This is a genomic window from Mesoflavibacter sp. (genome assembly GCF_964226795.1).
GTDB lineage: Bacteria > Bacteroidota > Bacteroidia > Flavobacteriales > Flavobacteriaceae > Mesoflavibacter > Mesoflavibacter zeaxanthinifaciens.
Genome location: NZ_CAXQQP010000010.1, coordinates 1 through 14837 on the forward strand (window position 1 = coordinate 1; position 14837 = coordinate 14837).

The following is a 14837-nucleotide window of genomic DNA, read 5'->3' on the forward strand; positions in this document are numbered from 1 at the left end:
ACGGTAAAGTAGAATATTCTACATACACCGAAAGATTTAAGGTGATTATAGCGATGGGGCTCACCTCTTACCATTCCGAACAGAGAAGTTAAGCCCATTAGCGCCGATGGTACTACATTGTGGGAGATTAGGTCGTCGCCTTTTTTAAATTCCTCAACATTTTTTTGTTGAGGACTTTTTTTTGTTTTTTAGTTTTCTATTTATGCTTTTTAATATGTTTATTTCTTTTATTTTGGAGAAGATGGAAATAAATAAAGAGTTAGAATTAGCTTGGAATTTTGTAAACAAAAGCCAACGAAATATTTTCTTAACAGGTAAAGCTGGAACTGGGAAAACAACGTTTCTTCATAGATTAAAATTAAATTCACTTAAAAGAATGGTTATTGTTGCACCTACGGGTGTAGCAGCAATTAATGCTAAAGGTGTAACTATTCATTCTTTCTTTCAATTACCATTTGGACCTATACTTCCTGATGATATTCTTTCTAATGCTAGTGGTTTTAAAAATAAATTTAGTAAGACTAAAATTAATATTATTAAATCATTAGACTTATTAGTAATTGATGAAATTAGTATGGTCAGAGCTGATTTATTAGATGCTATTGACAAAATTTTAAAACGATATAAAAACAGAAATCAAGTGTTTGGTGGTGTGCAAGTTCTTATGATTGGTGATTTACAACAGTTGTCACCTGTTGTAAGAGATAATGAATGGGAATTGCTAAAACCATTCTACAACAATGCTTATTTTTTTAGTAGCCATGCGTATCAATATTGTAATCCAATAACTGTTGAGCTAAAACACATATATAGACAAGATAATCCTAAGTTTATTAAGATTTTAAATGAAATAAGGTCTAATAACTTATCTAAAAATTCAATAGAAGAACTTAATAAACGTTTTAATCCCAATTTTTCACCTTCAGAAAAGGAAGGTTACATATTTTTAACTACTCACAACCTTAAAGCCGATCAAGTTAATAAGTCAGAATTAGATAAACTTTCAACAAAATTATTTAGTTATTCAGCTAAAGTACAAGGTAAATTCCCAGAGTTTTCTTATCCGAACGAGGATAAACTAGTATTAAAAGTAGGAGCACAAGTCATGTTTATCAAAAACGATAGCTCACCAGAAAAGCGCTATTTCAATGGGAAAATAGGAAAAGTAATTCATTTAGATAAAGACGAAGTCGTTGTAAAATGTCCTGACGATGATTTTACTATAATCACAAAACCTGAAACTTGGGAAAATATTACCTATAAAGTAGACAAAGAAACAGATGCCATAACAGAGGACAAAATTGGAAGCTACACGCAGATGCCTTTACGCTTAGCTTGGTCAATTACAATCCATAAAAGTCAAGGATTAACTTTCGAAAAAGCTGTTATTGATGCAGAAGGTGCTTTTGCGCATGGTCAAACCTATGTTGCCCTAAGTAGATGTAAATCTTTAGAAGGTTTAGTCTTAAAAAGTAAGATTGATTCAAGACATATTATAAGTGACACCAATGTTCTTAATTTTACCAAACAAGCTGAAGAAAACCAACCAGATGAAAAAGAACTAGAACAATCAAAATCAATTTTTCAGCTTCAATTAATTTCAGAAGTTTTTGTTTTTTTTCAATTTATATATCCTGTAAATAGAATTCTAGATATCTATTATAAAAATAGAGGAAGTATTGAAGGTAATGTAGAGCAACCTTTAACCATTATTAAGGATTGTGCTACAAACTTACTGAAAGTAGCTAATTCATTTAAAATTCAACTAAAAGAATTAGCTCAAGATAAGTTGCCAGAAAACGATCAGGTTATACAAGAACGTTTTAAAAAAGCTATTAATTATTTTTCTGAAGAAACTAAAAGCAAAATTATAGATGCTTATCAAAACTTTAGTTTTAGCACAGATAACAAAGCTTTAGATAAAGATATTAGCAAACAATTAGATACAATTGAAGAACTTATAGCCACTAAAAAACTTTACTTCTCTGAATTAAATCAAGGTTTTGAAGTCAATAATTTTTTAGGTCTAAGAGCAAAATCGGTCTTTTTAACTAAAGACAAACCAAAAAAACTCAGAAAAACTGTCATTGATGGTACTACAAATATCGAATTATTTGAGCTGTTAAGAGAATTAAGAAACACACTGGCTCAAGAAAACGATTTAATTCACTATCAAATTTTTACCCAAAAAGCACTTTACGAGATGTGCGAAACCTTACCAACAACCAAAAAAGAATTATTACAAGTCAATGGTTTTGGTAAAGTACGAGTTGATAAATATGGAAACGATATTTTGACTGTAATTAGAGAGTATTGTGAAGAGAATGATATTGATACTTCAGATGATACTCAATTTGAATTTGCAGAAGAAGAAAAGCCAAAACATAAAAAGGGAGATACACAAAAAGAGTCTTTAGCACTTTTTAAAGACGGAAAAACAATAGAAGAAATTGCTCACATTAGAGAGTTAAATGAAAATACAATATTTGGTCATTTAGCTAAATTTATTAAATCTGGTGAAATTAAAATTTCCGATTTAATGCCAAAAACCCATTATCAAGAATTAAAAGAGTTAATACCAAAACAAAAGTTTGATACACTTTCAGATTTAAAACATCAACTAGATGATAAATATAGTTATGGTGAAATCAGGTTGGTTTTAGACGAATTAAACTCATAAAAAAAGGCTTCAACATTACATGTGAAGCCTTTTTAATTTTATATAATTGAAACGTTATCCTTTAATAACACCTCTAGAAATTACAATTTTTTGGATTTCAGAAGTACCTTCATAAATCTGAGTGATTTTTGCATCACGCATTAAACGCTCTACATGGTATTCTTTTACAAAACCATTTCCACCGTGTATTTGTACAGCTTCAACCGTTTGTTCCATTGCAACTTTACTAGCGTATAATTTTGCCATAGCGCTAGACATATCGTAATTGTTACCTTGGTCTTTATCCCAAGCAGCTTTCATAACTAACATACGTGCAGCTTCAATTTCAGTATACATATCTGCAAGTTTAAAAGCAATAGCTTGATGGTTACAAATTTCGGTACCAAAAGCTTTACGCTCTTTACTATATTTTAAAGCTAACTCGTAAGCTCCAGAAGCAATACCTAAAGCTTGTGCAGCAATACCAATACGTCCACCAGAAAGTGTTTTCATTGCGAATTTAAATCCAAATCCGTCTTCACCAATTCTGTTTTCTTTTGGTACTTTAACATCGTTAAATTGTAGCGTGTGTGTATCACTTCCTCTAATTCCTAATTTATCTTCTTTAGGACCAATATCAAAACCTTCCATACCTTTTTCAACGATAAAAGCATTGATTCCTCTGTGTCCTTTTTCTCTGTCTGTTTGTGCAATTACTAAATAAACATCAGATCTACCACCATTGGTAATCCAGTTTTTTGTTCCATTAATTACATAATGGTCACCTTTGTCTATTGCAGTAGTTGTTTGCGATGTTGCATCACTACCAGCTTCTGGTTCACTTAAACAAAATGCACCAATTTGCTCACCAGTAGCTAATTTTGTTAAATATTTTTGTTTTTGCTCTTCTGTTCCAAAAGCTTCAAGACCGTAACAAACTAATGAGTTGTTTACAGAAACCATTACAGAAGCAGACGCGTCTATCTTAGATAACTCTTCCATAATTAATACGTAAGAAATCGCATCCATACCACTTCCACCGTATTTTGGGTCTACCATAATTCCCATAAATCCAAGTTCTCCCATTTTTCTAACTAAATCTTGAGGGAATTCTTGTTTTTCGTCACGTTCTATAACGCCAGGTAATAATTCTGTTCTTGCAAAATCACGAGCTGCGTCGCGAATCATTAAATGTTCTTCTGTAAGATTAAAATCCATAGTGGTATATAAAATTGTTAATTCAATAAAAAATGTCTTCAAAGATAACTTTTTATTAGCATTTTTTCAATCGTTATAGTTATTTTTACTCGATATGTTAAAAGAAAATTATCACATAGTAGGTGTTATGTCTGGAACATCTTTAGACGGAATTGATTTAGCTGAAATTAATTTTATTAAAAAAGATACTTGGCAATTTCAAATTTTAAATTCGACTACAGTTTCCTATTCTGAAGATTGGCTTAGAAAACTTAAAAACTTAACCCAACAATCTACAAAAGATTTACAACAAATAGATGTTGATTACACTAATTATTTAGCTGAAGTTATTTCGACTTTCATTAAAAAAAATAACATAAATCACCTTGATGCTGTTTGCTCTCATGGTCATACCGCACTACACCAACCAGAACAAAAATTAACGTATCAAATCGGGAATTTACCTGTATTGGCAGAACAACTAAAGCAAACTGTTGTATGTGATTTTAGAGTACAAGATGTGAAATTTGGTGGTCAAGGCGCGCCATTAGTACCAATTGGTGATCAGCTTTTATTTTCGGAATATGATTATTGTATTAATCTTGGCGGATTTGCGAACGTGTCTACCTTAATTAATAAGCAACGCATCGCTTTCGATGTTTGTCCAGTTAATATTGTACTTAATAAATATGTACAACAATTAGGATTTGACTATGACGATAAGGGACATTTAGCTTCACAAGGAAAAATAAATCAACAATTATTAGAGCAATTAAACGCTTTAGATTTCTATAAAAAATCATATCCAAAATCTTTAGGATTGGAATGGGTAGATCGGCAAATTTTTCCATTAATAGATAACTACAAATTAGAAGTAAAAGATATTTTGCACACTATGATTCTTCATGTGGCGCAACAAATTGCAAAGGTGATTAACCAAAAAGATAATGCATCTGTTTTGCTAACTGGTGGCGGAACGTATAATGACTTTTTAGTTGAAAGAATTAAAGCTTTAACCAATGCTAAAATCGTTATTCCATCTGCTGAATTAATAGAATTTAAAGAAGCATTAATATTTGGCTTTTTAGGTGTATTAAAATTAAGAAAAGAAAATAACTGTTTAGCATCTGTTACAGGAGCAAGTAAAGATCACTCTTCTGGGAAGATTTATAAAATTTAACACTACAATATCAGTAGTTTACTTACTTTTGAAGCTTTGGTACAGCTTTTGAAAAGGATATCAAAAAATAATAACAATTAATAAATAATTAAAAAATGAAACAACTATTACTAGCATTTGCATTACTAATTTCTGGATTAACTTATGCTCAAGATTTTGATGATAATTGGGAAGACAGATCAGAAAAGTTACCAGGATACGTAATCACTAATAAAGGAGAAAAAATAGAAGGTTACTTAAAAAGATTCTTAAAAATTAAAAGTCAACGTAAAGTGAAATTCTTCAAAACTTTAGATGATAAACCAGTAGTTTATGATCCAAAAGATTTAAAAGCCTATAAAATTGGAGAAGATTATTACGAAACACATCCTTACGAAGGTTTAAGCGGAAAAACAAAAGTCTTTTTATTAAGAACAGTAGAAGGAAAAATTAGTCTTTTTGATTATTACATAAGAGTAGAAGATGATAAAGGCGCAGAAATGACACTTAAAAAAGATGGTAACAAAGAGATTATTTTAGACTTTGATGGTACAAAAATTCAAACAGAAGTGTTAGCAGTAAAAGATGGTGATGATTACCTAAAATTTGCTTCGCCAAAAGTATTGTTTAGCTTTAAAAATGTAATGAGTAAATACGTTAGTGATTACCCAGAATTAGCTAAAAAAATAAAAAGCAAAGAAAAAGGATATCGTGTTTTAGGTATTTTAAAAATTGTAAACGAATACAACGCACATTTTGAATAAGATACAATTTAATAAAATAACACTGTTGTTAATATTACTATCTACAACAGTGTTTTCTCAAACCGCCAATTTTACTTGGACAGATTGGGCAAAAAATGGTCATAATGGATATCAAAATCCGAATATTATTTTTCCAACAACAGAAGATTTTACAATCTATAGTATAGAAAAATCAGGATCTCATGTTTACGCACCAAAGCTAATTTACATTACAAAGCACGATTACAATCGTCAAGTTTTAAAAGATGTAAATTTTAAATTACCACAGCGTCAACGCATGGATGCTACTTTAATAAATGTTATAGAAGGCGATAATAAACTTTACTTTTTCTCAAATATAGCTTTAAAAAAAGATGGTAAAAACGTGCTATACGTCCAGGTATTTGATAATAATAGCTTTACTATTTCAGAAGAAAAAGAGCTGTTTACCTTACCTATAGAAAAAGTAAATAACTCAGGTTTTTTTAATGTAGAAATTTCTCCAGACAAAAACACAATAGCTGTTTTAGTAAATAATGTTTTTGAGAAAAAGCAAAACGAAAAAATTACAACAGTTTTATTTGATAAAGATTTAAATGAAATAGCTAATTCAAATTTCACTTTAAATTTTGAAAGCGAAAGAGCTTACAAAGAACAGCTTTACATCACTAATGATAAAACAATACATATTGTAAAACATACAGATATTTTTAAAAAAGCACCAAAAACAGCTGTTATTACAATAAACGGAACAGATATAAAGACACAACAAGTTTCAGCTTCAGAGTTTTATATCTCAGACAGTAAAGTAATAACTGTAGCTAATACAAATTATCTAATAGGTTTTGCAACAGATAATGTAAAACCAGGAATTTCGGTTGGCGGAAAAAAAGATAAAAGCTATTTTCTTTACGATATAACTAACGGAAATTTAGTAAGCAATCAAGGTTGGTCAGACGCTATACTTAAAAAAGTTTTAGGTAAAGGCTTTTTAGATTTAACAGTTCAAAATGTAATAACAGAAGATAACAATATCTATTTAATAGGCGAATGTTTTAAATCCGAAAGTGCCTTAAAAGAAGGCGCAAGTTTTGAGTATGATTACACGCATAATATAGGTCCAGGAATAGTTGTAAAGTTAGATACAGCAGGACAAGTAAAGTACGAGTCTTACTTAAAATATTCAGATACTTATAAAAACGAAGCTAAGCGTATAGCCTCATTTTATCCTTTTTTAAATAACGGAAAATTAAATCTGCTAACAACAGAAAAAGAATACGTTTTAAAAGAGAAAAAAATTGTTTTAGGTAGTAGAAAAATCGAAGCAAGAGCAGTTATTTTAAACACAATTGATGATACAGGAGATCAAACAATTGTACCATTTTGGGACAGTAAAGTTGGCGGCGAAGATTTAATAATAGACTTTGCACCAACCTTTACAAAGCAAATAGATACTAATAATTTTGCTATTTATGGCTATGGTAATTTATATCATGCATTTGGAAAAATGACTTTAAACTAAAAACTTAACAATAATTTATAATAATAAAAATGGCTTTACTTTTAAAGCCATTTTTTGTTTTTTATATTTGTTGTTACTAATTAACAATTCTTCAATAAAATGAATCAACTAAAAATTTGTTTAAACCTAAACTAACTAGTTGATTTTATTCTTAAATAACTAAATGAAAGACTTACTAAAAATTTACGAAAATAAGGCTCCAGAAATTGTATTTAACTGGAAAGATTCAGAAACAGATGCAGAAGGATGGACAGTTATAAACTCTTTGCGTGGTGGCGCTGCTGGTGGCGGTACACGTATGCGCAAGGGATTAGATATGAACGAAGTTTTATCTCTAGCCAAAACAATGGAAGTAAAATTTACGGTATCTGGACCAGCAATTGGTGGTGCAAAATCAGGAATAAATTTTGATCCAAAAGACCCAAGAAAACGCGGTGTTTTAGAGCGTTGGTATAAAGCAGTTTCACCATTATTAAAAAGTTATTATGGTACTGGTGGAGATTTAAATGTAGATGAAATTCACGAAGTAATTCCAATCACAGAAGATTCAGGTGTTTGGCATCCGCAAGAAGGTGTATTTAATGGTCACTTTCAACCTACAGAAGCAGACAAAATTAACCGTATCGGTCAATTACGTCAAGGTGTAATCAAGGTTTTAGAAAACGTAAACTATTCACCAGACGTTTCAAAAAAATATACAGTTGCAGATATGATTACTGGTTATGGCGTTGCCGAAGCAGTAAAACATTATTATGAAATTTATGGCGGAAATATAAAAGGAAAACGTGCTGTAATCCAGGGATTTGGTAATGTTGGTTCTGCAGCAGCTTATTACTTAGCTCAAATGGGAGCAAAAGTGGTAGGAATTATAGATATTTCTGGAGGAGTAATTAATGAAAACGGATTTACTTTTGAAGAAATTAAAGAGTTCTTCTTAAATAAAAACGGAAATACTTTACTAGCAGAAAACATGATTCCTTTTGAAGAAATGAATCAGCGCGTTTGGTCTCTAGAAACAGAAATTTTTGCACCATGTGCAGCATCACGTTTAATTACTCAAGATCAAATTGACAAAATGATAAGTACAGGTTTAGAAGTCATTTCTTGTGGCGCAAATGTACCGTTTGCAGATAAAGAAATTTTCTTTGGACCAATAATGGAACAAACCGATGAGCGTGTAAGTTTAATACCAGATTTTATCTCTAACTGTGGTATGGCACGTGTATTTGCTTATTTTATGGAGCGTAAAGTACAAATGACAGATGAAGCTATTTTTAATGATACTTCAGACATAATCAAAAAAGCAATTCAAAATGTTTACGATAAAAGTCCTTTAAAGACTGAAATTAGTAAAACAGCGTTTGAAATAGCACTTAAACAACTTATTTAAATAAAACATGGAATCAGTAATTATTATTGTATTTGTAATTGGTTATTTAGCAATTACTTTAGAGCATAATTTAAAAATAGATAAACTTATACCAGCTTTAGTTATGATGGCTATAAGTTGGGCATTAATTTCTTTAGGGATAGATGCTTTCCCTCAATGGTTTGACTCTGCAAATCATGGTTTAGTAGATGGTTTTACATCTATGGCGCATGATAGTAAAATGCACTTAATGGAAGAAACATTATTACATCATCTTGGTAAAACAGCCGAGATTTTAGTGTTCTTATTAGGAGCAATGACAATTGTAGAAATTATCGATTATTTTGATGGTTTTTCTACAATCAAAACATTCATAAAAACTAAAAAGAAAAAAAACATACTTTGGATATTTTCCATTTTAGCTTTTATACTTTCTGCTATAATAGATAACCTTACAGCAACCATAGTTTTAATTTCTATTTTACAAAAAATAGTAAAAGATAGAAACGTACGTATTTGGTATGCAGGTATTATTATAATTGCAGCAAACGCTGGTGGTGCTTGGTCACCAATTGGAGACGTAACTACAACTATGCTTTGGATTGCAAATAAAGTGTCTGTTGGTCACTTAGTAGGCTATTTATTATTACCATCTTTAGTTTGTATGGTTGTGCCAACTTTTATAGCTTCATTTTTACCATCATTTCAAGGTCAATTAGAACAAGATGATAGTGCAGATGATAAACCAAAAAGTAGATTTAGTTCTACAATGTTATACCTTGGTTTAGGAGCTATTGTTTTTGTTCCAATTTTTAAAACAGTAACGCATTTACCTCCATATGTAGGTATGATGTTTGCTCTTGGTGTAGTAGCTGTTTTTGCAGAAATATATAGTTCTTCTAAATTTAGTTTAGCAGAAGTGGATCATACAGAAAGTGACTCTCATGCACATCATAGTCCTGTACACAGCTCTTTATCAAAGATTGAGTTACCAAGTATTTTATTCTTTTTAGGAATTTTAATGGCAGTAGCTGCGTTAGAATCTTTAGGAATATTATTTGGGTTTGCAACTACTTTAAAAGAAGGTGTGCCAATGATTGGAACAGAATTACACGGAGAAGGTGTTTCTGATTTAGTAATTTTATTACTAGGTATTGGATCTGCGGTTATAGATAACGTACCATTAGTTGCGGCAAGTTTAGGAATGTTCTCAGAGCCTATGGATAACGAGTTATGGCACTTTATAGCATACTCTGCCGGAACTGGAGGAAGTATGTTAATTATTGGTTCTGCAGCAGGAGTTGTAGCAATGGGTATGGAAAAAATTGACTTTTTCTGGTACTTAAAAAAGATAGCTTGGTTAGCTTTAATCGGTTTCTTAGCTGGTGCATTAACCTTTTTCTGGACAAGAACTTTATTTTAATAGACGAAATTCTAAATTGAAACGTTACATATAGGTACCTAAAATTTAAATATGATAAGCAATTTAATTCAAGACACTGCTCAAGAAGCTTCTGAAGTTTTACAAGATGGAGAATCAGTTGAAAAAACTTTATCTATAATAGAACTAATTACCTCTGGTGGTACAGCAGGTATGGTTATTATAGCGGTTTTAATTTTGATGCTAATCTTTACTTTATACATATACTTTGAACGTATTTTAACCATAAAAGAGGCTTCTAAAATAGATGCTAATTTTATGAATCAAATTAAAGATTACGTTAGTAACGGAAAAATTGATTCAGCTCAAAACCTGTGTTCAACAGTTAATTCGCCAGTATCAAGATTAATTAGTAAAGGAGTTTCAAGAATTGGTAAACCTTTAGAAGATATCAATACAGCAATAGAAAACGCAGGAAGATTAGAAATTTATAATCTAGAAAAAAACGTAAGCGTTTTAGCAACTATATCTGGTGCAGCGCCAATGATCGGTTTTCTTGGAACGGTAATAGGAATGATTTTATCAATATTTGAAATAGCTAATTCTGGCGGATCTATAGATATTAAAACATTAGCAGACGGTTTATACACCGCAATGACAACTACTGTAGCAGGTTTAATAGTAGGTATTGTTGCTTACATAGCATATAACCATTTAGTTGTTAAAACAGACAAAGTGGTGTATCAAATGGAAGCTAATTCGCTAGAGTTTTTAGACTTATTAAACGAACCTAGTTAATATGCGATTAAGAGGAAGAAATAAAGTAACACCAGAATTTAACATGTCGTCAATGACCGACATTGTTTTCTTATTGCTTATCTTTTTCATGATTGCATCCACATTAGTTTCAGCAGAAGCTATAGATTTACTATTGCCAAAGTCTTCTAGTAAAACGACGCAAACAAAAAATGTTTCTGTAAGCGTAGATAAGGATGTAAATTATTATGTAGACATGAAAAAAGTGTCTAAAGATAATTTAGAAGCAGAAGTTTTAGCAAAAGTTGGTCAGTCAGATTCGCCTAGTATCACTATACGATCGGATCAAGATGTAGAGATGAAACATGTGGTTTATATTATGGATATAGCCAACCGCAATAAGATAAAATCTACTTTAGCAGTTAAGTCGAAGTAATTTTTAAATGAAATATTTAAACACCAAACACGAACGAAATTCAGCAAAAATAACAGCACTAATTGTGCTTATTTTATTGCTATTGTTATTTGTTGTTGGACCTCAATATATGGATCCGCCAATAGAGTATGGTGTTTCAGTAAATTTCGGTAACTCTGCAGTAGGTAGTGGTAATGTGCAACCAGATAAACCGGTTAAATCTGAAGGTTTAAACATTAATAAGCAACCACAAGAGGAACAAGCACAAGAAGAAACTCAGGAAGAAGCTGCAGCGTCTACTAATGAAACTTCAGAAGAAGTGATTACTCAAGAGTCTGAGGAGGCAATAGCAATAAAAAAGCAGAAAGAAGCAGAAGCTAAGGCAAAAGCAGAAGCCGAAAGAAAAGCCAAAGAAAAAGCTGCTGCAGAAGAAAAAAAGCGTCAAGAAGAAGCTAAAAAGAAAGCGCAGCTAGATGCTATGATGGGTGGACTTAATAACTCCGATGGTGAATCTAGCGGAAGCGAAGGTAATGACAACCAAGCAGGCGATAAAGGTCAGTTAAACGGAGATCCTTATGCGCCAAGTTATTTTGGTGATCCAGGTACTGGAAGTGGCGGAGTTGGTTACGGACTAAATGGGAGAGGTAAACCTACAAAGCAAATTTATAAACAAGATTGTAATGAAGCAGGATTAGTTGTTGTAAGAATTGAGGTAGATCAAAACGGAAACGTTGTTAAAGCAGAACCAGGAGCAAAAGGCACAAAAAATACAGCTCAATGTTTATTAGAACCAGCTCGTAAAATTGCATTATCTCATAAATGGAAAGCAGATCCTAATGCGCCAATCCGTCAAGTAGGTTTTGTGAGTATTAATTTTAAATTAGGGCAATAAAAGCCATGACCTATCAAGAGACTGTTAATTGGATGTTTACTCAACTTCCAATGTACCAAAAGCAAGGTAAAACAGCATTCAAAAAAGATTTGACTAACACATTGTTGTTAGCTAATCACTTAAATAATCCACAGCATAAATTTAAATCTATCCATGTAGCTGGTACCAATGGTAAAGGATCTAGCAGTCATATGTTAGCATCTGTTTTACAAGAAGCAGGTTATAAAGTTGGGTTATACACGTCACCTCATTTAAAAGATTTTAGAGAACGAATTAAGATTAACGGAGTAGAAGTAAGCAAGCAGTTTGTAATTGGTTTTATTAAAAGAAATAAAGCTTTTTTTAAATCAAATCCATTATCTTTTTTTGAAATGACCGTTGGTATGGCGTATGACTACTTTGCAAAACAAAAAGTAGACATTGCTATAATAGAAGTTGGTTTAGGAGGACGATTAGATTCAACAAACATTATCATTCCAGAAGTTTCATTAATTACCAATATTGGTTATGATCACACACAGTTTCTTGGAGAAACGTTACCATTAATAGCCTCAGAAAAAGCAGGTATAATTAAATCTAATGTTCCTGTAGTAATTAGTGAAACCCATAATGAAACTAAACCTGTTTTTGAAGAAGTAGCTAATCAAAATAACTCAAAAATATTTTTTGCAGATCAAATAATTAAAACGAAGTATTCAACTGATTTGCTTGGAGATTATCAGAAGAAAAATATTAAAGGTGTTCTGAAGACACTTAAAATTCTTCAACAGAAAAATTATAAAATTTCAGATTTAAATATAAAAAACGGACTTCTAAATGTAGTAAAGAATACTGGATTAAAAGGACGTTGGCAAATATTACAAACAAAACCCAAGATTATTTGTGATACAGCACATAATAAAGAAGGGTTGAGTATAACTATGACACAATTGCAAAAAGAACAATTTAATAATCTTCATATTGTTTTTGGAGTAGTTAATGATAAAGATCTAAGTCAAATTTTTAGTCTTTTACCTAAAAAAACCACATTTTATTTTTGTAAACCTGATGTTCCAAGAGGTTTGGATCAAAATATTTTAAGAGATCAATTTTTGGGTGAAGGTTTTGTTGGAGAATCATATCTATCTGTAAAAGAAGCTGTTGATAAAGCAATAAGCAAAGCAAGTGATAATGATGTGATTTATATTGGAGGAAGTACTTTTGTTGTGGCAGAAATTTTTTAAAAATTTTTTCAAAAAAGTTTTTGCATATTCAAAAACTAGTCTATATTTGCAATCCAATTACGAAGGGCGCGTAGCTCAGTTGGTTCAGAGCACTTGGTTTACACCCAAGGGGTCAGGGGTTCGAATCCCTTCGCGCCCACAAAAAAAAGGTCTTCTTTTGAAGACCTTTTTTATTTTATAATAATTCTAAAACTCTTTCTAGAGCCATACCTCTAGATCCTTTTATTAGGATAGTTGAGTTCTTAATTTCTCTAAAGTTTAATTTGAAATTTTCAAAAGAAGAAAATTTTTCAATTTTATCGTTTTTACTAGATACTTTATTAAAGTTTTCTCCGATAAGATAAATTTTATCAAGATTTAGTTTTGTAACCAAGTCAGCTATATTTTGATGTTCTATTGATGCATCATTTCCTAATTCAAACATATCACCTAAAATAGCTATTTTACGCTTATCAGAAAGCTTATTTAAGTTGTCTAATGCAACTTCCATACTAGAAGGATTTGCATTGTAAGCATCCATTATTATTTGGTTGTTCCCTTTTTGTATTATTTGTGATCTATTATTGGTAGGTACGTAACTTTCAATAGCAGATTTAATATCATCTGTTGATACTTTAAAGTGTTTACCAATTGTTGTTGCGGCACAAAGGTTTGTAAAGTTATATGTGCCTATTAATTTTGATTCAATTATTGTATTGTCAAAAAAGAAAGCTACAAATGGGTTTACTTCTTTAAATTCTATTTGGTAATCACATTCTTCCTTAGAAGAAGAGAAACTTATTGTTTTTTTATAGTCTTTTAATTTTTGTTGCTGAATTTTATCATCACCATTCATGAAGATGTCTTTATTATTTTCAATTAAGTGATCATATAATTCGCTTTTACCTTTTATGATTCCTTCAACACCTCCAAATCCTTCTAGGTGTGCTTTTCCGAAGTTTGTTATGTATCCGTAATCAGGCTCAGCTATTTTGCATAAAAACTGAATTTCTTTTTGATGATTCGCACCCATTTCTACTATACCTATTTCGGTATTTTTATTCATAGAAAGTAGTGTAAGTGGTACACCAATATGATTATTTAGGTTACCTATAGTAGCTACAGTTCTATATTTTTTAGAAAGTACGGTATTAATTAATTCTTTAGTTGTTGTTTTTCCGTTACTTCCGGTTAAGGCTATAATGGGTAAGTCTAAATGTTTTCTATGATAGTTTGCTAATTTTTGTAAAGTTTCTAGAGAGTTTTTTACGCAAATAGTTTTATTATCTATAATATATTCTTCTTGATCAATTATAGCATATTTAGCGCCTTTTTCTAGTGCTTGTTTAGCAAAAGTATTGCCGTTAAAATTATCGCCGCTTAGAGCAATAAATAAACAGTCTTTAAATATTTTTCTTGTGTCTGTACATACACCTGTACAGTTCAAAAATTTATTATGTATTTGTTCTATTGTCATAAAATAAAAGTATAAAAAAAGTCCTAACAAATTTGTTAGGACTTTTAATTTATTCAAATATTTAT

General features: G+C 30.9%; 12 protein-coding genes, 1 tRNA gene and 1 rRNA gene. 12 read left to right on the forward strand and 2 right to left on the reverse strand.

Features of this window, described 5'->3' with window-relative positions:
• Nucleotides 1-37 precede the first annotated feature (37 nt).
• Nucleotides 38-144 (forward strand): 5S ribosomal RNA (gene rrf / locus ACEQT4_RS08990).
• Nucleotides 145-241: 97 nt separating this feature from the next.
• On the forward strand, nt 242-2680 hold the full coding sequence (locus ACEQT4_RS08995; RefSeq protein ID WP_370227070.1) for a helix-turn-helix domain-containing protein: 2439 nt from the start codon (nt 242-244) through the stop codon (nt 2678-2680).
• A 54-nt stretch (nt 2681-2734) separates the two neighbouring features.
• Here the strand turns inward: ACEQT4_RS08995 and ACEQT4_RS09000 are convergent, their stop codons facing one another.
• Complete coding sequence (locus ACEQT4_RS09000; RefSeq protein WP_027880325.1) at nt 2735-3877, reverse strand: acyl-CoA dehydrogenase; 1143 nt, start codon at nt 3875-3877, stop codon at nt 2735-2737.
• A gap of 94 nt (nt 3878-3971) precedes the next feature.
• Between ACEQT4_RS09000 and ACEQT4_RS09005 the strand changes: the two genes are divergently transcribed.
• The 10 genes from ACEQT4_RS09005 (at nt 3972) to ACEQT4_RS09050 (ending at nt 13455) form a co-directional block, all read left to right on the forward strand.
• Entirely contained in the window at nt 3972-5036 is a 1065-nt protein-coding gene (locus tag ACEQT4_RS09005; RefSeq protein ID WP_370227071.1) for an anhydro-N-acetylmuramic acid kinase, read from the forward strand.
• Nucleotides 5037-5131: 95 nt separating this feature from the next.
• The gene (locus ACEQT4_RS09010; protein ID WP_027880327.1) at nt 5132-5779 is read left to right on the forward strand and encodes a hypothetical protein; all 648 of its coding nucleotides are present in this window, start codon (nt 5132-5134) and stop codon (nt 5777-5779) included.
• Nucleotides 5772-7280: a hypothetical protein gene (locus tag ACEQT4_RS09015; RefSeq protein ID WP_372521216.1), complete on the forward strand. Its 1509-nt coding sequence runs from the start codon at nt 5772-5774 to the stop codon at nt 7278-7280. The genes ACEQT4_RS09010 and ACEQT4_RS09015 overlap by 8 nt, the downstream gene beginning before the upstream one ends.
• Before the next feature lie 163 nt (nt 7281-7443).
• Entirely contained in the window at nt 7444-8670 is a 1227-nt protein-coding gene (locus ACEQT4_RS09020) for a Glu/Leu/Phe/Val dehydrogenase dimerization domain-containing protein (RefSeq protein ID WP_370227076.1), read from the forward strand.
• Nucleotides 8671-8677: 7 nt separating this feature from the next.
• Nucleotides 8678-10072, forward strand: coding sequence for a sodium:proton antiporter NhaD (gene nhaD, locus ACEQT4_RS09025; RefSeq protein WP_106678782.1), 1395 nt, complete (start codon nt 8678-8680; stop codon nt 10070-10072).
• 51 nt (nt 10073-10123) lie between these two features.
• Complete coding sequence (locus ACEQT4_RS09030) at nt 10124-10828, forward strand: MotA/TolQ/ExbB proton channel family protein (RefSeq protein ID WP_223077362.1); 705 nt, start codon at nt 10124-10126, stop codon at nt 10826-10828.
• Nucleotide 10829: 1 nt separating this feature from the next.
• On the forward strand, nt 10830-11222 hold the full coding sequence (locus ACEQT4_RS09035) for a biopolymer transporter ExbD (protein ID WP_027880332.1): 393 nt from the start codon (nt 10830-10832) through the stop codon (nt 11220-11222).
• A gap of 7 nt (nt 11223-11229) precedes the next feature.
• The gene (locus tag ACEQT4_RS09040) at nt 11230-12093 is read left to right on the forward strand and encodes an energy transducer TonB (protein WP_370227080.1); all 864 of its coding nucleotides are present in this window, start codon (nt 11230-11232) and stop codon (nt 12091-12093) included.
• A 5-nt stretch (nt 12094-12098) separates the two neighbouring features.
• Nucleotides 12099-13316: a folylpolyglutamate synthase/dihydrofolate synthase family protein gene (locus tag ACEQT4_RS09045; protein ID WP_370227082.1), complete on the forward strand. Its 1218-nt coding sequence runs from the start codon at nt 12099-12101 to the stop codon at nt 13314-13316.
• 64 nt (nt 13317-13380) lie between these two features.
• Nucleotides 13381-13455 (forward strand) — tRNA-Val (locus tag ACEQT4_RS09050).
• Nucleotides 13456-13491: 36 nt separating this feature from the next.
• Here the strand turns inward: ACEQT4_RS09050 and murF are convergent.
• Nucleotides 13492-14772 carry a UDP-N-acetylmuramoyl-tripeptide--D-alanyl-D-alanine ligase gene (gene murF, locus ACEQT4_RS09055; protein WP_370227084.1) on the reverse strand — a complete coding sequence of 427 codons (1281 nt, stop codon included), beginning with the start codon at nt 14770-14772 and terminating at the stop codon, nt 13492-13494.
• Nucleotides 14773-14837 lie beyond the last annotated feature (65 nt).

Bases quoted from the DNA above. Each gene is read 5' to 3' on its own strand.
- ACEQT4_RS08995 (WP_370227070.1), top strand. From the start codon at position 242: ATGGAAATAAATAAAGAGTTAGAATTAGCTTGGAATTTTGTAAACAAA.
- ACEQT4_RS09000 (WP_027880325.1), bottom strand. From the start codon at position 3,877: ATGGATTTTAATCTTACAGAAGAACATTTAATGATTCGCGACGCAGCT.
- ACEQT4_RS09005 (WP_370227071.1), top strand. From the start codon at position 3,972: ATGTTAAAAGAAAATTATCACATAGTAGGTGTTATGTCTGGAACATCT.
- ACEQT4_RS09010 (WP_027880327.1), top strand. From the start codon at position 5,132: ATGAAACAACTATTACTAGCATTTGCATTACTAATTTCTGGATTAACT.
- ACEQT4_RS09020 (WP_370227076.1), top strand. From the start codon at position 7,444: ATGAAAGACTTACTAAAAATTTACGAAAATAAGGCTCCAGAAATTGTA.
- nhaD (WP_106678782.1), top strand. From the start codon at position 8,678: ATGGAATCAGTAATTATTATTGTATTTGTAATTGGTTATTTAGCAATT.
- ACEQT4_RS09030 (WP_223077362.1), top strand. From the start codon at position 10,124: ATGATAAGCAATTTAATTCAAGACACTGCTCAAGAAGCTTCTGAAGTT.
- ACEQT4_RS09035 (WP_027880332.1), top strand. From the start codon at position 10,830: ATGCGATTAAGAGGAAGAAATAAAGTAACACCAGAATTTAACATGTCG.
- ACEQT4_RS09040 (WP_370227080.1), top strand. From the start codon at position 11,230: ATGAAATATTTAAACACCAAACACGAACGAAATTCAGCAAAAATAACA.
- ACEQT4_RS09045 (WP_370227082.1), top strand. From the start codon at position 12,099: ATGACCTATCAAGAGACTGTTAATTGGATGTTTACTCAACTTCCAATG.
- murF (WP_370227084.1), bottom strand. From the start codon at position 14,772: ATGACAATAGAACAAATACATAATAAATTTTTGAACTGTACAGGTGTA.